At 63.4% G+C, this 14466-nt stretch carries 13 protein-coding genes; 3 read left to right on the forward strand and 10 right to left on the reverse strand.

The window, feature by feature from the left end:
- Window positions 1-11: 11 nt before the first annotated feature.
- From GB927_RS03180 to GB927_RS03210, 7 genes are all read right to left on the reverse strand, one after another.
- Window positions 12-1037 (reverse strand): Bug family tripartite tricarboxylate transporter substrate binding protein, encoded by a 1026-nt coding sequence (locus GB927_RS03180; protein WP_256115115.1) that lies wholly within the window; start codon window positions 1035-1037, stop codon window positions 12-14.
- Window positions 1000-3087, reverse strand: coding sequence for an acetate--CoA ligase family protein (locus GB927_RS03185; protein ID WP_256115116.1), 2088 nt, complete (start codon window positions 3085-3087; stop codon window positions 1000-1002). The genes GB927_RS03180 and GB927_RS03185 overlap by 38 nt, the downstream gene beginning before the upstream one ends.
- The gene (locus GB927_RS03190; RefSeq protein WP_256115117.1) at window positions 3084-4067 is read right to left on the reverse strand and encodes a Bug family tripartite tricarboxylate transporter substrate binding protein; all 984 of its coding nucleotides are present in this window, start codon (window positions 4065-4067) and stop codon (window positions 3084-3086) included. The genes GB927_RS03185 and GB927_RS03190 overlap by 4 nt, the downstream gene beginning before the upstream one ends.
- 23 nt (window positions 4068-4090) lie before the next feature.
- Window positions 4091-4888 carry an enoyl-CoA hydratase/isomerase family protein gene (locus tag GB927_RS03195; RefSeq protein ID WP_256115118.1) on the reverse strand — a complete coding sequence of 266 codons (798 nt, stop codon included), beginning with the start codon at window positions 4886-4888 and terminating at the stop codon, window positions 4091-4093.
- A complete protein-coding gene (locus GB927_RS03200) occupies window positions 4885-6057 on the reverse strand; it encodes an acyl-CoA dehydrogenase family protein (RefSeq protein ID WP_256115119.1) in 1173 nt (390 codons plus the stop codon). The genes GB927_RS03195 and GB927_RS03200 overlap by 4 nt, the downstream gene beginning before the upstream one ends.
- Window positions 6058-6123: 66 nt before the next feature.
- Complete coding sequence (locus GB927_RS03205; protein ID WP_256115120.1) at window positions 6124-6969, reverse strand: MaoC/PaaZ C-terminal domain-containing protein; 846 nt, start codon at window positions 6967-6969, stop codon at window positions 6124-6126.
- The gene (locus GB927_RS03210; protein ID WP_256115121.1) at window positions 6947-7852 is read right to left on the reverse strand and encodes an alpha/beta fold hydrolase; all 906 of its coding nucleotides are present in this window, start codon (window positions 7850-7852) and stop codon (window positions 6947-6949) included. Before GB927_RS03210 ends, GB927_RS03205 begins: the two co-directional genes overlap by 23 nt.
- Before the next feature lie 100 nt (window positions 7853-7952).
- Between GB927_RS03210 and GB927_RS03215 the strand changes: the two genes are divergently transcribed.
- Window positions 7953-8789 (forward strand): IclR family transcriptional regulator, encoded by an 837-nt coding sequence (locus GB927_RS03215; RefSeq protein WP_256115123.1) that lies wholly within the window; start codon window positions 7953-7955, stop codon window positions 8787-8789.
- A 94-nt stretch (window positions 8790-8883) separates the two neighbouring features.
- Here the strand turns inward: GB927_RS03215 and GB927_RS03220 are convergent, their stop codons facing one another.
- On the reverse strand, window positions 8884-9636 hold the full coding sequence (locus GB927_RS03220; RefSeq protein ID WP_256115125.1) for an SDR family oxidoreductase: 753 nt from the start codon (window positions 9634-9636) through the stop codon (window positions 8884-8886).
- Window positions 9637-9753: 117 nt separating this feature from the next.
- On the opposite strand from GB927_RS03220, the gene GB927_RS03225 reads away from it, so the two are divergent.
- The gene (locus GB927_RS03225) at window positions 9754-10371 is read left to right on the forward strand and encodes a TetR/AcrR family transcriptional regulator (RefSeq protein ID WP_256115126.1); all 618 of its coding nucleotides are present in this window, start codon (window positions 9754-9756) and stop codon (window positions 10369-10371) included.
- A 9-nt stretch (window positions 10372-10380) separates the two neighbouring features.
- Here GB927_RS03225 and GB927_RS03230 read toward each other — a convergent pair whose 3' ends face one another.
- Entirely contained in the window at window positions 10381-11214 is an 834-nt protein-coding gene (locus GB927_RS03230) for a PIG-L deacetylase family protein (RefSeq protein WP_256115127.1), read from the reverse strand.
- An 82-nt stretch (window positions 11215-11296) separates the two neighbouring features.
- Window positions 11297-12484, reverse strand: coding sequence for an ROK family transcriptional regulator (locus GB927_RS03235; RefSeq protein ID WP_256115128.1), 1188 nt, complete (start codon window positions 12482-12484; stop codon window positions 11297-11299).
- Window positions 12485-12825: 341 nt separating this feature from the next.
- Between GB927_RS03235 and GB927_RS03240 the strand changes: the two genes are divergently transcribed.
- The gene (locus GB927_RS03240) at window positions 12826-14403 is read left to right on the forward strand and encodes an ABC transporter substrate-binding protein (protein WP_439655466.1); all 1578 of its coding nucleotides are present in this window, start codon (window positions 12826-12828) and stop codon (window positions 14401-14403) included.
- Window positions 14404-14466 lie beyond the last annotated feature (63 nt).

The raw sequence follows: 14466 nt of genomic DNA on the forward strand, positions 1-14466 counted from the left end.
TCCGCTCTCCATCAGTCCAGCTTGATGTCGCCGGGCAGCGCCGCGATCACGGCTTTCCACTTGGCGTGTTCGGCAGTCACATAGGCCGCAAAGTCCTCGGCCGAATTCGCGATCACGACCGCGCCTTCGTTCTCCATGCGGGCAGCCACGTCCGGGTCCTTCAGGGCAACGACCGCTGCCTTGTTGAGCTTGGCGATGATTTCGGGAGACGTGCCGGCGGGCGCGAAAATGCCGTTCCAGGAGTCGGCGGCGAAGTCCGGGTAGCCGCTTTCGGCGACCGTCGGCAGGTCCGGCAGCACCTTGGTGCGCGTCGATCCCGCGACCGCAAGGCCGATCAGCGCGCCGCTCTTGACGTGTGGAACGGTGGCAAGCGCGCCCCCGAACATTACGTCGACATGGCCGGCGAGAATGTCGGTCATGGCCGGGCCGGAACCCTTGTAGGGAATGTGGACCAGATCGAGACCCGCCATCTGCTTCAGCATTTCCATCGGCAGGATAGTTGCCGGTGAGCTGGACGCGTAGTTCAGCTTGCCCGGATTGGCCTTCGCATAGGCGACGAACTCCTCGAAGGTCTTTATGCCGAGCTTCGGGTTGACCACCAGAACCGTGGACGACGCGTTGATCTGGGTGATCGCGACGAAATTCTTCAAAGGATCGTAGTGCACATTGGGGTCGAGATTCGGCGTGATCGCCATCGTCCCAAGATTGCCGATATAGAGCGTATAGCCATCGGGCTCCGCCGCGGCGGCCATTTGCGTGCCGATGGCGCCATTGGCCCCACCGCGGTTTTCGACGATCAGCGGCTGGCCCAGATCGCGTCCCATCAAATCGGAGACGGCGCGCGAAACCGTGTCTGTGCCGCCACCCGGCGGGAAAGGCACGATCACCTGGATCACGCGATCCGGATATTCCTGCGCCTGGGCCGGCACCCGCCCGGCGGCAAGGCCGAGGCCCAGCACCAGACCTGCGATAAGAATGTTTCTACGGCGATATGTTCCTTCAGCGGGCGACAAGCCCATCGACTGCAACGACACCATGATTTTCCTCCCTGATGATCAATGGATTGATTTCGGCCTCCGCGATGTCTCCTCCCACCACGGCGAGCCGCGAAAAACGGGCGATCGCTTCGGCCAAGGCCGCAAGATCCCCCTTCGGCAAATTGCGGAACCCCGCCAGTTTTCTGAGTTCAGGCACTTCGGCGATCATTTCCTGCGCGGTTGCGGCATCGACGGGCGCGATGCGGACCGAGATGCTCGGCCGCAATTCCGCGGTGATGCCGCCCATGCCGAGCACGACAACCGGACCGACTTCCGGGTCCTTGCGGTAGCCAAGGATGACCTCGGCCAGCCCCGCCTCCATTTTCTGGACCAGCACGCCTTCCAGGCGCGCATCGGGGAAGGCCGCACGGGCCTTGCGGAGGATGTCGCCGGCCACGCCGGCCACCGCCTCGGGCGAGACGCCCAGCGCCACCAGCCCGGCGTCGGACTTGTGCAGGATGTCGGGCGAAAGGCATTTCACCGCCGCAGGGCCGGAGACCGGCTCCACCGCGCCGCCTGCGACCGTAATCACCCGGCTTTCGGCAACCGGGACGCCGAGCGCCGCAAACAGCGCGCTGGCCTTGACTTCGTCCCAGTCGTTGGTCCCGGCCGCAATACGCCGTGCTTCGGCCAGTTCCGCCTCTTGCAGGTCCGGGGCCACGGCGGGCTTGTGCCAGTTGAGATAGGCGTGGACCGCGTCGGCGCAGCTTTCCGGCGTTCGGAAACCGGCGATGCCGGCTTCATGCAGGATGCGCAGCCCCTCATCGGCCTGCGGCGCCAGGAACACGGCCAGCGGTTTGGCGCCGATCTTGGCGTTCAGCACCCGCTCGCAGATCATCTGCGGGTTCGAGCGGGCCGACGATCCCATGACCGACACGACCGCATCACAATGGTCCGAGGCGATGAGTTCCGAAAGGATGCGCGTATAGCGCCCGCCGCCGCTGGACCCCATCGGCAGATCGATCAAAGGAGAGTCCGAAATCTCGATCCCCTCGCCTGCAAGCCGCGCGCGAAAATCTTCCGGCGGCTCCGGCACCGTGTCGCCGTAGAGGCCTAGCCGGTCAACGATCATCGCCGCCGCACCGCCGGTCGCGGTCATCATGCCGACACGCCGTCCCTCGGGCGGATGGTGCCCCTCGATGAGACGCGGCAGTTCGATCAGGGCTTCGAGCGTCTCCACGCGCAAAATGCCGTTGGCGCGGAAGAAGGCCTGGGCGAGTTCGTCGGCGCCGACCATCGCCCCGGTATGCGAGGCGGCGACCTGCCGGCCCAGGGCCGAACGGCCGAGCTTGTAGGCGATCACCGCCTTGCCGGCGGCAAAGGCCTCGCGGGCGGCGCTTGCGAGGGCTGCGCCATCGCGGATCGTCTCCAGGAACAGCAGGATGACCTTGGTGTCCTCGTCCTGCGCAAGGAGCGACACCATCTCGCCGACCGAAAGATCGGCCTCGTTGCCGATGGAGATCATCTTGGAAAAGCCGATGCCACGCACCGCGGCACGGGTGAGCATGCTGCCCAGCATGCTGCCGCTTTGCGAGACGACCGAAACCGGCCCGGGGCGCAGCTTTTCCTCCTGCACCGCGGCATTCGCGGTCAGCGGCAGCCTGCCTTGCAAATTGATGAGGCCGATGCAGTTCGGCCCAAGAATGCGGACATTGGCGGCGCGGGCGCGCTCCACCATGCGCTTTTGCAACGCCAGCCCTTCCTCGCCGAGTTCAGCAAAACCGGCGGTAAAGATGGTGACCACAGGCACGCCCTTGCGGCCGCACTGGTCGATCACATCCTCGATTGCGGCGGCCGGCACCATGATGAAGGCGTGATCGATGTCGAACGGCACGGACTGAAGATCCGGATAACACGGCAATCCCATGATCTCGCTGCGGCCCGGATTGATCGGAACGATCTTTCCCGCAAAGCTGGCTTCCGTCAGGTAGCGCTGCGGCCGTGCATTGTTCTTGGTCGGATCGGCGGAGGCTCCGATCAGGGCCACCGCACGCGGCCGGAACATGCAATCGCCGAGCGACGGCCGTGCGATGTCTTTCATCACGTTCATTGGATCGTGGCCCCGGAATTCTCGACCACGACTTTCCATTTGGCCTGTTCGGCACGCATGAGGTCGGCAAGCGCTTCCGGCGTGGAATGCGCCGGCACTGAACCGTCCGCCGCCAGCTTTTCGGCGAGATCCTTGGACTCAAGTGCCACGGCGATCGCAGCATTCAGTTTGCTGATCACGTCGGGCGGCGTGCCATCCGGCACGTAGATGCCGTTCCAGGAACCCGGCTCGTAGTTGCTCAGCCCCTGCTCGGCGAATGTCGGCACGTCGGGCAGTGCGGCGGATCGCGTCTCGCCGCTGACCGCGATGGCCTTGATCGCACCCGAGCGCACATTGGGCACGGCCGCCAGCATGGTGCCGAACATCGAGTTGACCTGGCTGCCCATCAGATCGTTCAGCGCCGGGGACGAACCCTTGTAGGGAATATGATTGAGCTTGACCCCGGCCGCGAGCTGGAACAGTTCCGCCGCCATGTGGCCCGACGTGCCGTTGCCAGACGTGGCGTAGCTCACGCCACCCGGATCGGCCTTTGCCGCCGCGATATAGTCCGCAAGCGTCTTGGCGGGGAAGTCCGGAGAGGCCATGAGCAGGACGGATTGCCGCGACAGCAGCGAGACGGGCGCGAAATCGGCGTTCGGATCATAGGGAAGGTCCGCACTCAGCGCCGGTGCGACGGACATGGTGGAGATGCCGCCGAGATAGATTGTGTAGCCATCCGCCTCGGCCCGCGCGGCAGCGACGGCGCCGATCGACCCGTTGCCGCCCGGCTTGTTCTCGATGATGACGCTCTGGCCGAACTGCTCCTGGAGCTTCTGGCCGACGAGGCGCGCCAGAATATCGGTCGGCCCACCCGCCGCATAGGGAACGATGAAGACGATCTCGTGCTCCGGCCAGGCCGAAGCGTCCTGTGCATGCGCCGGCCCGGCCAGGACCCATCCCGAGACACAGGCTGCAACACCCAGATTGCGAAGAAATGTCATGTCAAAAGTCCTCCCAGACTGTTCTATTCGCCGGTGAAGTTCGGCTGCCGCTTTTCCCGGAACGCCGCGACGCCCTCGCGGTGATCGGCGGACGAGCGCGCGACGCTTGCCGCATAGCTCTCGATTTCGAGCACGGTCTCCAGCGACGGGCTGCACGCCGCCGCAAACATCTTCTTGGAGAGCCCCAGCATGTAGGTGGGCGCCCGCGCGAGATCCTCGGCCAGTTCCAGCGCCGTCGTTTCGAGATCGCCATCGGCGGCCAGGCGCGAGGCCAGCCCCCAATCGAGCGCCTCGGCCGCCGACAGTTTGCGGGCGGACATCACCAGATCCTTGGCGCGCCCGATGCCGAGCCGCTGGCCGAGAAAGAAGATCGAGCCGCCGTCGGGAACGAGCGCAATGTTGCGGAAAGCCTGCTGGAAATAGGCCGTGTCGGAGGCCACGATGAAATCGCAGGCCATCGCCACTGAAAAACCAATGCCCGTGACTGGCCCACGCACCGCCGCGACGACCGGCTTTTCACAGTCATAAATCGCCCGGACCGCCGCATGGCGGCGTTGCAGACGTGCCCGCGAGGCGGAACCGCCGACCTTCAACATGCCGCCGATGTCCGAACCGGAGCAGAAGCCCCGGCCCTCGCCGGTCAGGATGACCGCTCGGACCGCTGCATCCTCGTGGAAACGTCCGAAGAGGTCGGTCAAGGCCGCGTACATGTCATCGGTGAGCGCATTGAGCTTGTCGGGACGGTTGAGACGAACCTCGACAACGCCCTCGGACTTTTGTGACACCAGCACCTCGCCGGATGAAGGGAAAGCCAGGTTCACTGCGCGCTCTCCCCCTTGGGCTCGCCCCGGGGCGGGCGCTGCGGGAAGCGGCGCTCGAAGATCGATTCCGCCATGCGGTTGCGCAGCATTTCCAGCGAACCGCCGGCGATCATCCATCCCCGCGAACGGCGGAAGCAATATTCGATCAGGGCCTCGCGCGAATAGCCGAGGCCCCCCATGATCTGGATCGCCTCATTGGTCGCATTGAAGCCCACCTGGTTGCACATCAGCTTGGCCATGGTCGTCTCGTCCGAAGAGGGCAGTCCGTCGTCGGCATTGCTTGCCGCCTGATAGAGCAGCAGCTGAGCCGCCTCGATCCCCACCTTCATGTCGGCGAACTTCCACTGCAGGCCCTGGAACTCGCAAAGCGGGCGGCCGAACTGGGTGCGCTCGGTCGCATAGCGCCGCGCCTCGTTGAAGCAGTAGCGGCCATAGGCCAGCGAGCGGGCGGCATTGCCGATGCGCTCGGCGTTGAAGCCCGAAATCTGCTTCTTGAAGCCTCCGGCGGGAAGCAGCACATCTTCCGGCGGAACATAGACATTGTCGAAGAACAGCGGCGCCCAGGCGGCACCCGACATGAATTGCGACGTCTTGCCCATCGAGAAGCCGGGCGTGTCGCGGCGGATCATGACCGAGCCGATGCCACCGACGCCCGGCCCGAAACGCACATAGACCAGGTAGGTATCGGCGTGTGGGTTCGGGAATACCTTCGAACCCTTGATGCGGAAGCCCTCGCCATCCGGAGTTGCGGTCGTCTTGAGGTCGGTGGTCGCCGAACCGGCATCAGGCTCCGTCATGCCGACGGCAATGATCTCGCGCCCTTCCAGAACGGGCTTCAGGAACCGCTCCTTCTGGTCGGCGCTGGCATATTGCGCCAAGGTCCGGACGGCGCCGAAATTGCCTTCCTGGATGATGTCGGCGCTGCGCGGGCAAACCAGCGCGATCTGCTCGATCGCGATGACCGCATCCATCAGGGTGCCGCCCTGACCGCCGTCAGCCTCGGGCATCGTGATGCCCATCAACCCCTGCTCGTAGAACATCCGCGCCATCTCGCGGGGAAATTCTTCGAGATGGGCGCGCTCCAGAGCGCCGTCCTTGAGGGTCTTGAGCGCAAAGTTCCGGACCGATTCCGCAAAAAGGTTCTGCTCGGCGGTAAAAGAGAAGTTCATCCAGTAATTCTCCACTATGTGGCTTCTGAACGATGACTACCGGCGTGAAATCTGCATGTCAATCCACTATGTGGAATAAAATCCGTTAGAGAGCACTTCACGGCCCTCTTCATTCACTATGCGGAATGCGCCCACTTGCAGAGCTTCCAGCCGAAGGCGCTCACCGGGGAAAACCGGCGCCGACAGGCGGCCGCGGATTGCCGTCAGCGGGCGACCCAGCGCGCGCGCAACGGCATGGCCCGCCATGCCCATCGTGGCGAGCCCATGCAGGACGGGACGGGCGAAGCCTGCGCGCCGTGCGGCATCGGGGTCGGAATGCAGCGGGTTCATGTCGCCGGACAGGCGGTAGATCAGGGCCTGCTGGGGCGATGTCGGCAGGTCGATCTCGAAATCGGCCGGCCTGCCGGTCTGCCACGGATTGGTGTCGGAAACTTCCGGGGGCGGATCGTGCCGGCCGTCCCTTGCGAAACCACCCTCGCCCCGGCAGAAGGTCAACTGCTCAAATTCCGCCAGCAATTGCCCGGTGCCGGCATCGCGCAGTTTCCGCAGCACCGTCACCAGCGCACCCCGGCCTTCACCCTTGTCGGTGATCCGGATCACGCGATGATCTCCCCTAACACGCCCTTCCGGCGGCAAGGGCGCATGCAAACGCAGCGTCATTTCGCCCACCATGGTGCGGCGATAGTCGATGCCGACATCCGGCTCGCGCATCCATGGTCCCAGGCGCGCCAGGGTCATCGCCATCATCGGCTCCGCCTCCGGCGGATCGACCGCCACATAACGCAGCGCGTGGGCGTCGAGCGGGTCGGCGCCAAGGTTGAGGCCAAGCGCGTATATCATCGCATCCCGACGCGAATACTCCTGGAAAACCGGAGAAAACACCCGCGCTTTAAGACGGTCGTAGTCGATCATCGTCCCTCACTTCCTTCTGGCAGAATTGCAGCAATGCGTTTTCGAAAGCGCCCGGGGTTTCCAGCATCAGCCAATGCGCCGCGTTGGGAACGGTCGTGACTTCGGCGCCAGGGCAGGCATCGGCGATTGCCGCGTAGCGCTGCGGGAGAACGGAGGCGTGATAGGGATCGAACGCGCCGAAAAGCACGCGCACAGGGCAATCGACCAGCCGCAGGTAATCGACAATCATTTCACGGCGCGAAAACCGGCGGACGTTTATCCGGTTGGCGCGCAGCATCGCCTCCATCATGGCCAGCACCGGCTCGTCTTCGAGGAATGGAGATCGATGCAGCATGATCCGCCCAAGGTTCACGGCCAGCCCCGCCCGCAGGCCGTTCGCCTTGGCAGCCGTCGCCGCAGCCTCGCGCGCGTCAGCCATTTCGGGTGTATGCGCGCCAAAGCCGGCCGGGCTGATCAGCATCAACCTGGCCGGCCGGCATTTCACCGCGACAGCCGCGGCAACCAGCGCCCCGAAGGAAAAACCGACCAACGTGATCTCGCGCCACGGCAAGGCTTTGACGAAGCCGGCGATCGGATCGGCAATTGCCGCCAGATTCTCGCCGGTCGGCAGATCGGAAGCACCAAACCCCGGCAGATCGGGAGCAACGATGGCCAGGCGCTCCCCGAGCCGATCCAGGTTTGCGCCGAAATGCCGCCAATCCCCGCTGCCGCCATGCAGCAGCACGCAGCCGGAGGATTGATCTTTCCACCCGGCTGTGCCCACATAGTGGATAGACAATGCTGAATGCTCTCGCCCGGATTCGCCGCCGACAAGGCGTGCGTCACCGTCGGGAGCAAAACGATCAAAGACCAAACCTATCCCGGCTGCATCGGAAGGGTTCATGATTACACGCCGATCCTTGACCATGGCAGCCCTTCGTCATATATTCCATTATATGGGTTTTTTGATACCTAACATCGCGAGACACGGATAATCAACCCAAATGTTGAAAGATCAGGACATCACGGCCATTCCTTCAGGAAAAGGCTGGGAGAAATATCTCGAAGTTGCCGCGCCGCAGGGTGCCCAGGGCACCGTCAGGATTGCAGCCCTTCTGCGCATCGTCGCGGCTTATAATGCGGCTGGCATGAAGATCAGCGAGGTGGCCGATCTCGCCCGGCTTGAGCAGCCGACGGCGCATCGCATCGTTACCGCCTTGCACAGTGTGGGATTCCTCTCGCGAAACCCCGAGACGCGCCGCTACCATCTCGGCCCGCTGCTGTTCGAGCTCTTCACCACGGCTTTCCCGCATTTCAATATTCGCGACGTCTGCCTCCCGTCCATGAAGACGCTGGCGGAGGACTTGGGCGACACGGTCTACCTGACCGTGCGCAGCGGGTTCGACGGCATTTGCGTCGAGCGCCAGGAAGGCAGCTACCCGATCCGAACCTGCACGGTCGACGTCGGCCGCAAGCGGCCGCTCGGCATCGGCGCCGGCAGCCTCGCCCTGCTTGCCGCACACAGCGCGAGCGAGGCCGAGACCATCATCGAACACAATCGCGATCGATACACGCCGTTCAACACGTCCGCAGAGGCAGTGCAGGCGACCGTCGAAAAGATCCGCGCACAGGGCTTCATCTATCAGGACGTGCTCAACACGCCCGAGATCAAGACGGTGGCGCTGGCCATCACCGGGCACACAGGACATCCCTTTGCCGGGCTGAGCATCACCGCCATCGCCACCCGCATTCCGGAAGAGCGGGCCACCGTGCTGCTGGACCACCTACGCCAGCGGATCAAGCAGATCGCGGATCTCATTTCCGAGCAGGGATACGTCTAGTTCGGTTCGGCGTCAGACGCCCCGCTTAGGGCGGCGCCTCCAACGTATCGAAGCCGCAAAGAAGGCAAGCGGGGCTTTTCGCCCCGCCCGCCCGTTACCACGCCACGGGGCCATCCTCGTCCGAGAACGTGCCGGTCGGACCATCGGGCCCAAGGAGGGCGAGCCTTACGGCTTGCCGGGCGCCCTGCTCGACCGATCGCGTTCCGCGGAAACCGTTGAGATCGGTGGCCGTAAAGCCCGGGCATGCCGCATTGACCTTGATGTTCGTGTTCTCAAGCTCGATTGCGAAAGCCAGCGTCACGGCGTGAACCGTGGCCTTGGAAGGGCTGTATGCCGCGCCGAAGACATGGCGGTATTCGAAGGTCGGGTTTGCATTCAGCGTGAGGGATCCGGACGAGCTTCCCAGGTTGACGATCCGGCCGGCAGGCGCCTGCCGGAGGAGTGGCAGCATGGCCTTCGTCACGGCCATGAGACCGAAGACATTCGTCTCGTAGATTGCCCGGATATAGTCCATGGAGGCCGTGCTCGGGACATTCTGCTTCAGGCGCTCCTCGAAGGAGGTTCCGGGCTCCGCCGTGCTGGCTATGCCCGCATTGTTCACAAGCACGTCGAGGCGGCCGAACTCCGTTTGGATGCGTTCGGCAGCGGGCGCGATGGAGGCCTCGTTCGTAACGTCGAGCTGGATGGCGATGGCGTCACCGCCAATGTCGGCGGCCGCCTCCTCCCCTTTCGCAAGGTCGCGGCTCCCCACGAGGACCGTCAGGCCCTTGGCGGCAAGCTCCCTTGCGATCTGGCGTCCAATACCCTTGTTGGCGCCCGTAACGAGGGCGACTGGCTTGTCGTGCATTTTGTTCTCCTGGATTGTTCCTATGGCCAACCGCGCGCTGTTGGTTTAGACAAAGGTAACCGGAACCATGATCCGAATATATGGAACAACGTTCCGTTTAACAAGTGGGAAACTGTGATGGACGACGGTTCCGAAATTACGAACACATCCGGGGATGATGACAGCGCCGACCGCAAGCATCTGCGCGCCGACGCGCGGCGCAACATCGACGACCTTCTCGCTGCGGCGATGGCGGTCTTCTCGAAGTCAGGTGTCGATGCGCCGGTCCGGGAGATCGCGAAGGAAGCCGGCGTCGGCGTCGGCACGCTCTACCGCCACTTTCCGCAGCGCTCCGACCTCATCAAGGAGGTGTTCCGACGCGAGATCGATGCCTGCGCCGATGCGGCTGCAACGCTTTCGCAGGACAATGCGCCCTTCGAGGCGCTGGCCAAATGGATGAACCGTTACGTCGCGTTCATCGCAGCCAAGCGGGGCCTCGGCGCAGCACTGCATTCCGGCGACCCTGCCTATGAAGCCCTTCCCGCCTATTTCGAGAAAAAGCTGCGCCCCGCCCTGCAGGGGCTTCTCGACAGGGCGGTCGAGGCAGGCGAGATCCGAGACGGCCTCAGGCCGAACGAGTTGCTGCGCGCGGTCGCAAGCCTCTCCAATCCCGCACCGGACGTCGGCACGGACTTTACCGACAATATGATGCGGCTGATGCTGGACGGCATGCGTCGCGGCGCGGGCGATAAATAGGAGCAGCGCCTATTCCTTGACCGACCTACCGGTGCACAGGAGAGCATATACGTCCGACGCCGTCGTCTCGCGTCCGTAGTCGGCCAGTTGAAAGCTCTCCGCAAAGCGCGGCGCTTCGGCTTCACTGTTAAGCGCGGTCAGCGTCGTGAGCATGTCCGGGCTGGCATACATGAATTCCGCCCAGTTTTTCAGGATGAACGCGCGGCGCTCCTCCCAGCTCGATTCAGCGATCGTGTCGTTGCGCATGCCCCGCTCGTAGAGGGCGAATTCGTAGAACTGGCTGGCATGTTCGTCGCACGCCCTCAGTTTCTGGTCGATAAATGGGTCCACCCCGACAACGACATCATGGCGATGAGCTTCGATAGCCCAGTGGTCGGTGATCTTGAGGCAGATGGGTGGCCCTGCAAGTGCGGGCAGACCGGGCACGACATTGGCATTGGCAAAGAACCCGGCGGCCTCGCGCACCGCACGCCCGGCCATGCGGTTGTCGGTATGGCCGGGACAATCGTCATGGAACGTAATGACGATATCGGCCTGCCACCGCCGCACCGATGCGATCAGGGCTTTGCGCAGGGCCGCGTCGGGCATCAGTTCGCCGTCGTGGATATTGAGGATTTCGTAGTCCAGCACGCCCAGATGGCGCGCCGCGGCATAGGCCTCGTTCGCCCTTCGGCGGCGCAGGGGCTTGCGTGAAATCTGGTGATGTCCGGCATCGCCATTGGTCAGCGACAGGTACTTTACGGCCGCACCGGCGCGCGCCAGCCGGGCCGTCGTGCCGCCGGTGTAGAGCTCCGCCTCATCCGGATGCGCGACGACGACGATGACCTTGAGGGGATAAGACATTCTGAAACTCCTGGAAAATGAATGGGCGCAATGAACCGTTCCCAGTTCTCGCGGGCGATCGCTTGACTGACGAGGGGGATGTTTACGGCTGCCCGCGTGCGGCGCTGCCCCCGGAAAAAAGACGCTCGCGCGCATGGCGCAGCGCCAGCGCGACAGCACCGTCGCGCGCGCCGCTCTCCTTGACGGCGGAAGGAACGATCACCGGCAGGGAGACGATCAGCGGGCGGAGATTTTCGATGACATGCTCCACCAGCGGCGCGCCGGCCGCCCTGCCCATGACGCCGCCCAGCACCACCATCTGTGGATCGAGAATTCCGATCGCACCGGCAAGGCCCGCCGTTACCCGCTGCGCCAGTTCGGCAAAAAAACCGGGATGGTCGTGGGCTTTGGCAGCCCTGCGGATGGCGTCGACACAATCTGCGCCCGTCAAGCCGTAGCTCGCGGCCAGTTCCTCGATCGCGGACTGGCTAAGGAGATTCTCAAGCGGCGCGAGGCCATCGGGCTGCGAGCCGTCGGTCCGCCGCGCGACGACGATGCCGCCCAGTTCACCGGCTGCTCCGGTCGTACCGCGCAGGAGCTTGCCATCGATCACCACGCCCGCGCCGACCCCGTCGCCCATCCAGAACAGGATGAAGGACTGGATGCCCCGCGCCACACCGGACGACATTTCCTCCAGGGCAGCCAGGTTGACATCGTTCTCGATCAACACATGGCCATGCCCGATCCATTCGCTGATGGCATCGGCGATATGGAAGCCCTCCCAGTTCGGAAGCTGCTGCCCCTTGCGGAGATTGCCGTGTTCGATGTCGACGATCCCCGGCAGGCCCACGACAAACTGGTCGATCGCACCGGGTTGAACGGCGGCCTGCTGCGTCAGTTCCTCGACGACGTTGAACAGCCGGTCATGCGCATCGTAGCGTTCGTCCGGCTCGCAGGCACGGTAGGCCGTAGCAATGGTTTTGCCTGTCAAATCGGCCAGCGCGGCATTGATGCCGTGGCGCGTGACATCGATGCCGACGACGAAGCTCGATGTCGGCTCGATCGACCAGAGGCCGGCCTTCGGGCCGGATGTGCCGGCCTTTTCACCGTCCCGGTAGATCAGCCCGGCCGCCTCTAGGCGCCGCAGCAACTCGAACATTGCCGGCTTCGAAAGGCCGGTGAAGGCTTCGAGTTCCGTACGGGTCAATGGACCCGCCGAAAGCAGCCTTTCCAGCACGGCTTTTTCGTTGAGCGTTCGCAACACGCGGGGGCTGCCGGCAAGAACATCCATTTTCACACAAACCGTCTGGTAACTTTCCTAACAGTCTGATACGACTCCCCTTGCGAGGTTGTCAAGGCACCTTCCGGCCCTCGGCGACACGCCCGACTGATACCCATTTTCAAGAAATGGCTCCGCTTACGGATGTATAGCGGAGGGTGTATTCGCGTTTTATTTGCAATAATTGCATACAAAAAAATTATACAAAGTAGCGTTGACATTTCATACATTCCTCATGACACTAAATTGTGAACTGGCGCTGAACGCATACGGCAGCCCATTCACACCGCGATGCGGGCAAACACAAAAACCGGGAACGTCAAGACAGACTAACTGTCAAACAGGAGGTGGGAATGTTGACTATAAAATCAGCAGCGATGGCGCTTGCGCTCACGACAGCGATGGCGGCACCCGCTATCGCCGCCACGATGCGGTGGGCGCCTCAGCGCGACATCGTATCCATGGACCCTTATTCGTACGGGGATACGTTCACGCTCTCCGTTCTGAACCACGTCTATGAAGGCCTCGTTCGCTATGACGCGACGTTGCAGATCGAGCCGGCTTTGGCCGAAAAATGGGAAGTCGTCAGCCCGACGGTCTGGCGGTTTCATCTGCGCAAGGGTGTGAAGTTCCACGATGGCGCGGACTTCACCGCCGACGACGTGCTTGCCTCGCTGAAGCGGGTGAGCGACCAGACGTCGCCCCTTCGCGGAAACCTGCCGGCCTATGTGAGTTCGGAAAAGATCGACGACCATACCGTCGATATCCATGTCACCGAAAACTATCCGCTGCTTTTGAACGACCTCACCAACATCCACATTTTCGACCAGGGCTGGCTGGTGACCAACAAGGCGGAGGCACCCACCGACGTGGCCAAGGGCGTCGAGGGCTATGCCACCAGCCACGCAAACGGCACCGGCCCGTTCAAGTTCATTTCTCGCAAGCCGGACGTGGAGACCGTCTTCGACGTCAACCCGGATTGGTGGGATAAGCGGCAGCACAATATCGACCGCATCGTCATGACGCCGATCACCTCTCCGGCGACGCGCGTGGCCGCCCTGATCTCGGGCGAGATCGACTTCACGAACCAGGCGCCGCTGCAGGATATTCCGCGCTTGCAGGCATCGTCGAACGTCAAGGTGCTCTCGAACAACGAACTGCGCACGATCTTCCTGGTCATGAACCAGTCTCCCAAGGCGTTCGAATCCGATGTCACGGACAAGAACCCGTTGCAGGACATCAAGGTGCGCCAGGCGCTGTATCACGCGATCGATGCGGACGCGATCCAGAAGGTCGTCATGAGCGGCCTGTCGCGCACCACCGGCTCGCTGGTCGCTCCGGCCATTCCCGGCTACGTGCCCGACCTCGACAAACGCCTGAGCTACGACCCCGACAAGGCCAAGGCGCTGCTCGCGGAAGCCGGCTATCCGAACGGCTTCTCGTTTTCCTTCCTGTGCAGAAACACGGAATTCGTGAACGAGGAGCAGATCTGCCAGGCGGTCTCCGCCATGTGGGCGCGCGTCGGCCTTCGGCCCAACCTCAATGTGGGACCGACAACCATCCAGGATGCCAAGTTCGACACGCTGCAATTCGACGTCGGCACGCTTGGCTGGGCCAATGAACCGATGCTCGACAGCTACTCCATCCTGGTCCAGGTCGTCCATTCCAAGACGGGCAATGCCGGCGTCTTCAACTGGGGCGCATGGAAGGACACAGAGATCGACGGGCTGATCGACGAGGCCGGCCGCACCATCGACCGCACCGCCCGGCTCGCGCTTCAGTCGAAGGCGCTGCAACGCGCCAACGACCTTTCGATGTTCATTCCCGTTCACCAGCAGCCCATGGCCTGGGCGGTCGGGTCCAACGTCAAGGATGTGCTTCAGCTGTCCGACAACAAGGCGCGTCACTGGCTGACCCACATGGCCGACTAGCGCCCTGACCACGCCGCCGCGTGCCGTTGCCCGCGGCGGCGTGGACATCATGCAATTACATCG

The organism is Shinella lacus (assembly GCF_010994755.1).
Classification (GTDB): domain Bacteria; phylum Pseudomonadota; class Alphaproteobacteria; order Rhizobiales; family Rhizobiaceae; genus Shinella; species Shinella lacus.

What these genes read in the sequence shown, in the direction of transcription:
- GB927_RS03240 (WP_439655466.1), top strand. Translation starts at nt 12,826, where the DNA reads ATGTTGACTATAAAATCAGCAGCGATGGCGCTTGCGCTCACGACAGCG.
- GB927_RS03225 (WP_256115126.1), top strand. Translation starts at nt 9,754, where the DNA reads ATGGACGACGGTTCCGAAATTACGAACACATCCGGGGATGATGACAGC.
- GB927_RS03235 (WP_256115128.1), bottom strand. Translation starts at nt 12,484, where the DNA reads ATGGATGTTCTTGCCGGCAGCCCCCGCGTGTTGCGAACGCTCAACGAA.
- GB927_RS03215 (WP_256115123.1), top strand. Translation starts at nt 7,953, where the DNA reads ATGTTGAAAGATCAGGACATCACGGCCATTCCTTCAGGAAAAGGCTGG.
- GB927_RS03190 (WP_256115117.1), bottom strand. Translation starts at nt 4,067, where the DNA reads ATGACATTTCTTCGCAATCTGGGTGTTGCAGCCTGTGTCTCGGGATGG.
- GB927_RS03200 (WP_256115119.1), bottom strand. Translation starts at nt 6,057, where the DNA reads ATGAACTTCTCTTTTACCGCCGAGCAGAACCTTTTTGCGGAATCGGTC.
- GB927_RS03180 (WP_256115115.1), bottom strand. Translation starts at nt 1,037, where the DNA reads ATGGTGTCGTTGCAGTCGATGGGCTTGTCGCCCGCTGAAGGAACATAT.
- GB927_RS03185 (WP_256115116.1), bottom strand. Translation starts at nt 3,087, where the DNA reads ATGAACGTGATGAAAGACATCGCACGGCCGTCGCTCGGCGATTGCATG.
- GB927_RS03220 (WP_256115125.1), bottom strand. Translation starts at nt 9,636, where the DNA reads ATGCACGACAAGCCAGTCGCCCTCGTTACGGGCGCCAACAAGGGTATT.
- GB927_RS03210 (WP_256115121.1), bottom strand. Translation starts at nt 7,852, where the DNA reads ATGAACCCTTCCGATGCAGCCGGGATAGGTTTGGTCTTTGATCGTTTT.
- GB927_RS03205 (WP_256115120.1), bottom strand. Translation starts at nt 6,969, where the DNA reads ATGATCGACTACGACCGTCTTAAAGCGCGGGTGTTTTCTCCGGTTTTC.
- GB927_RS03230 (WP_256115127.1), bottom strand. Translation starts at nt 11,214, where the DNA reads ATGTCTTATCCCCTCAAGGTCATCGTCGTCGTCGCGCATCCGGATGAG.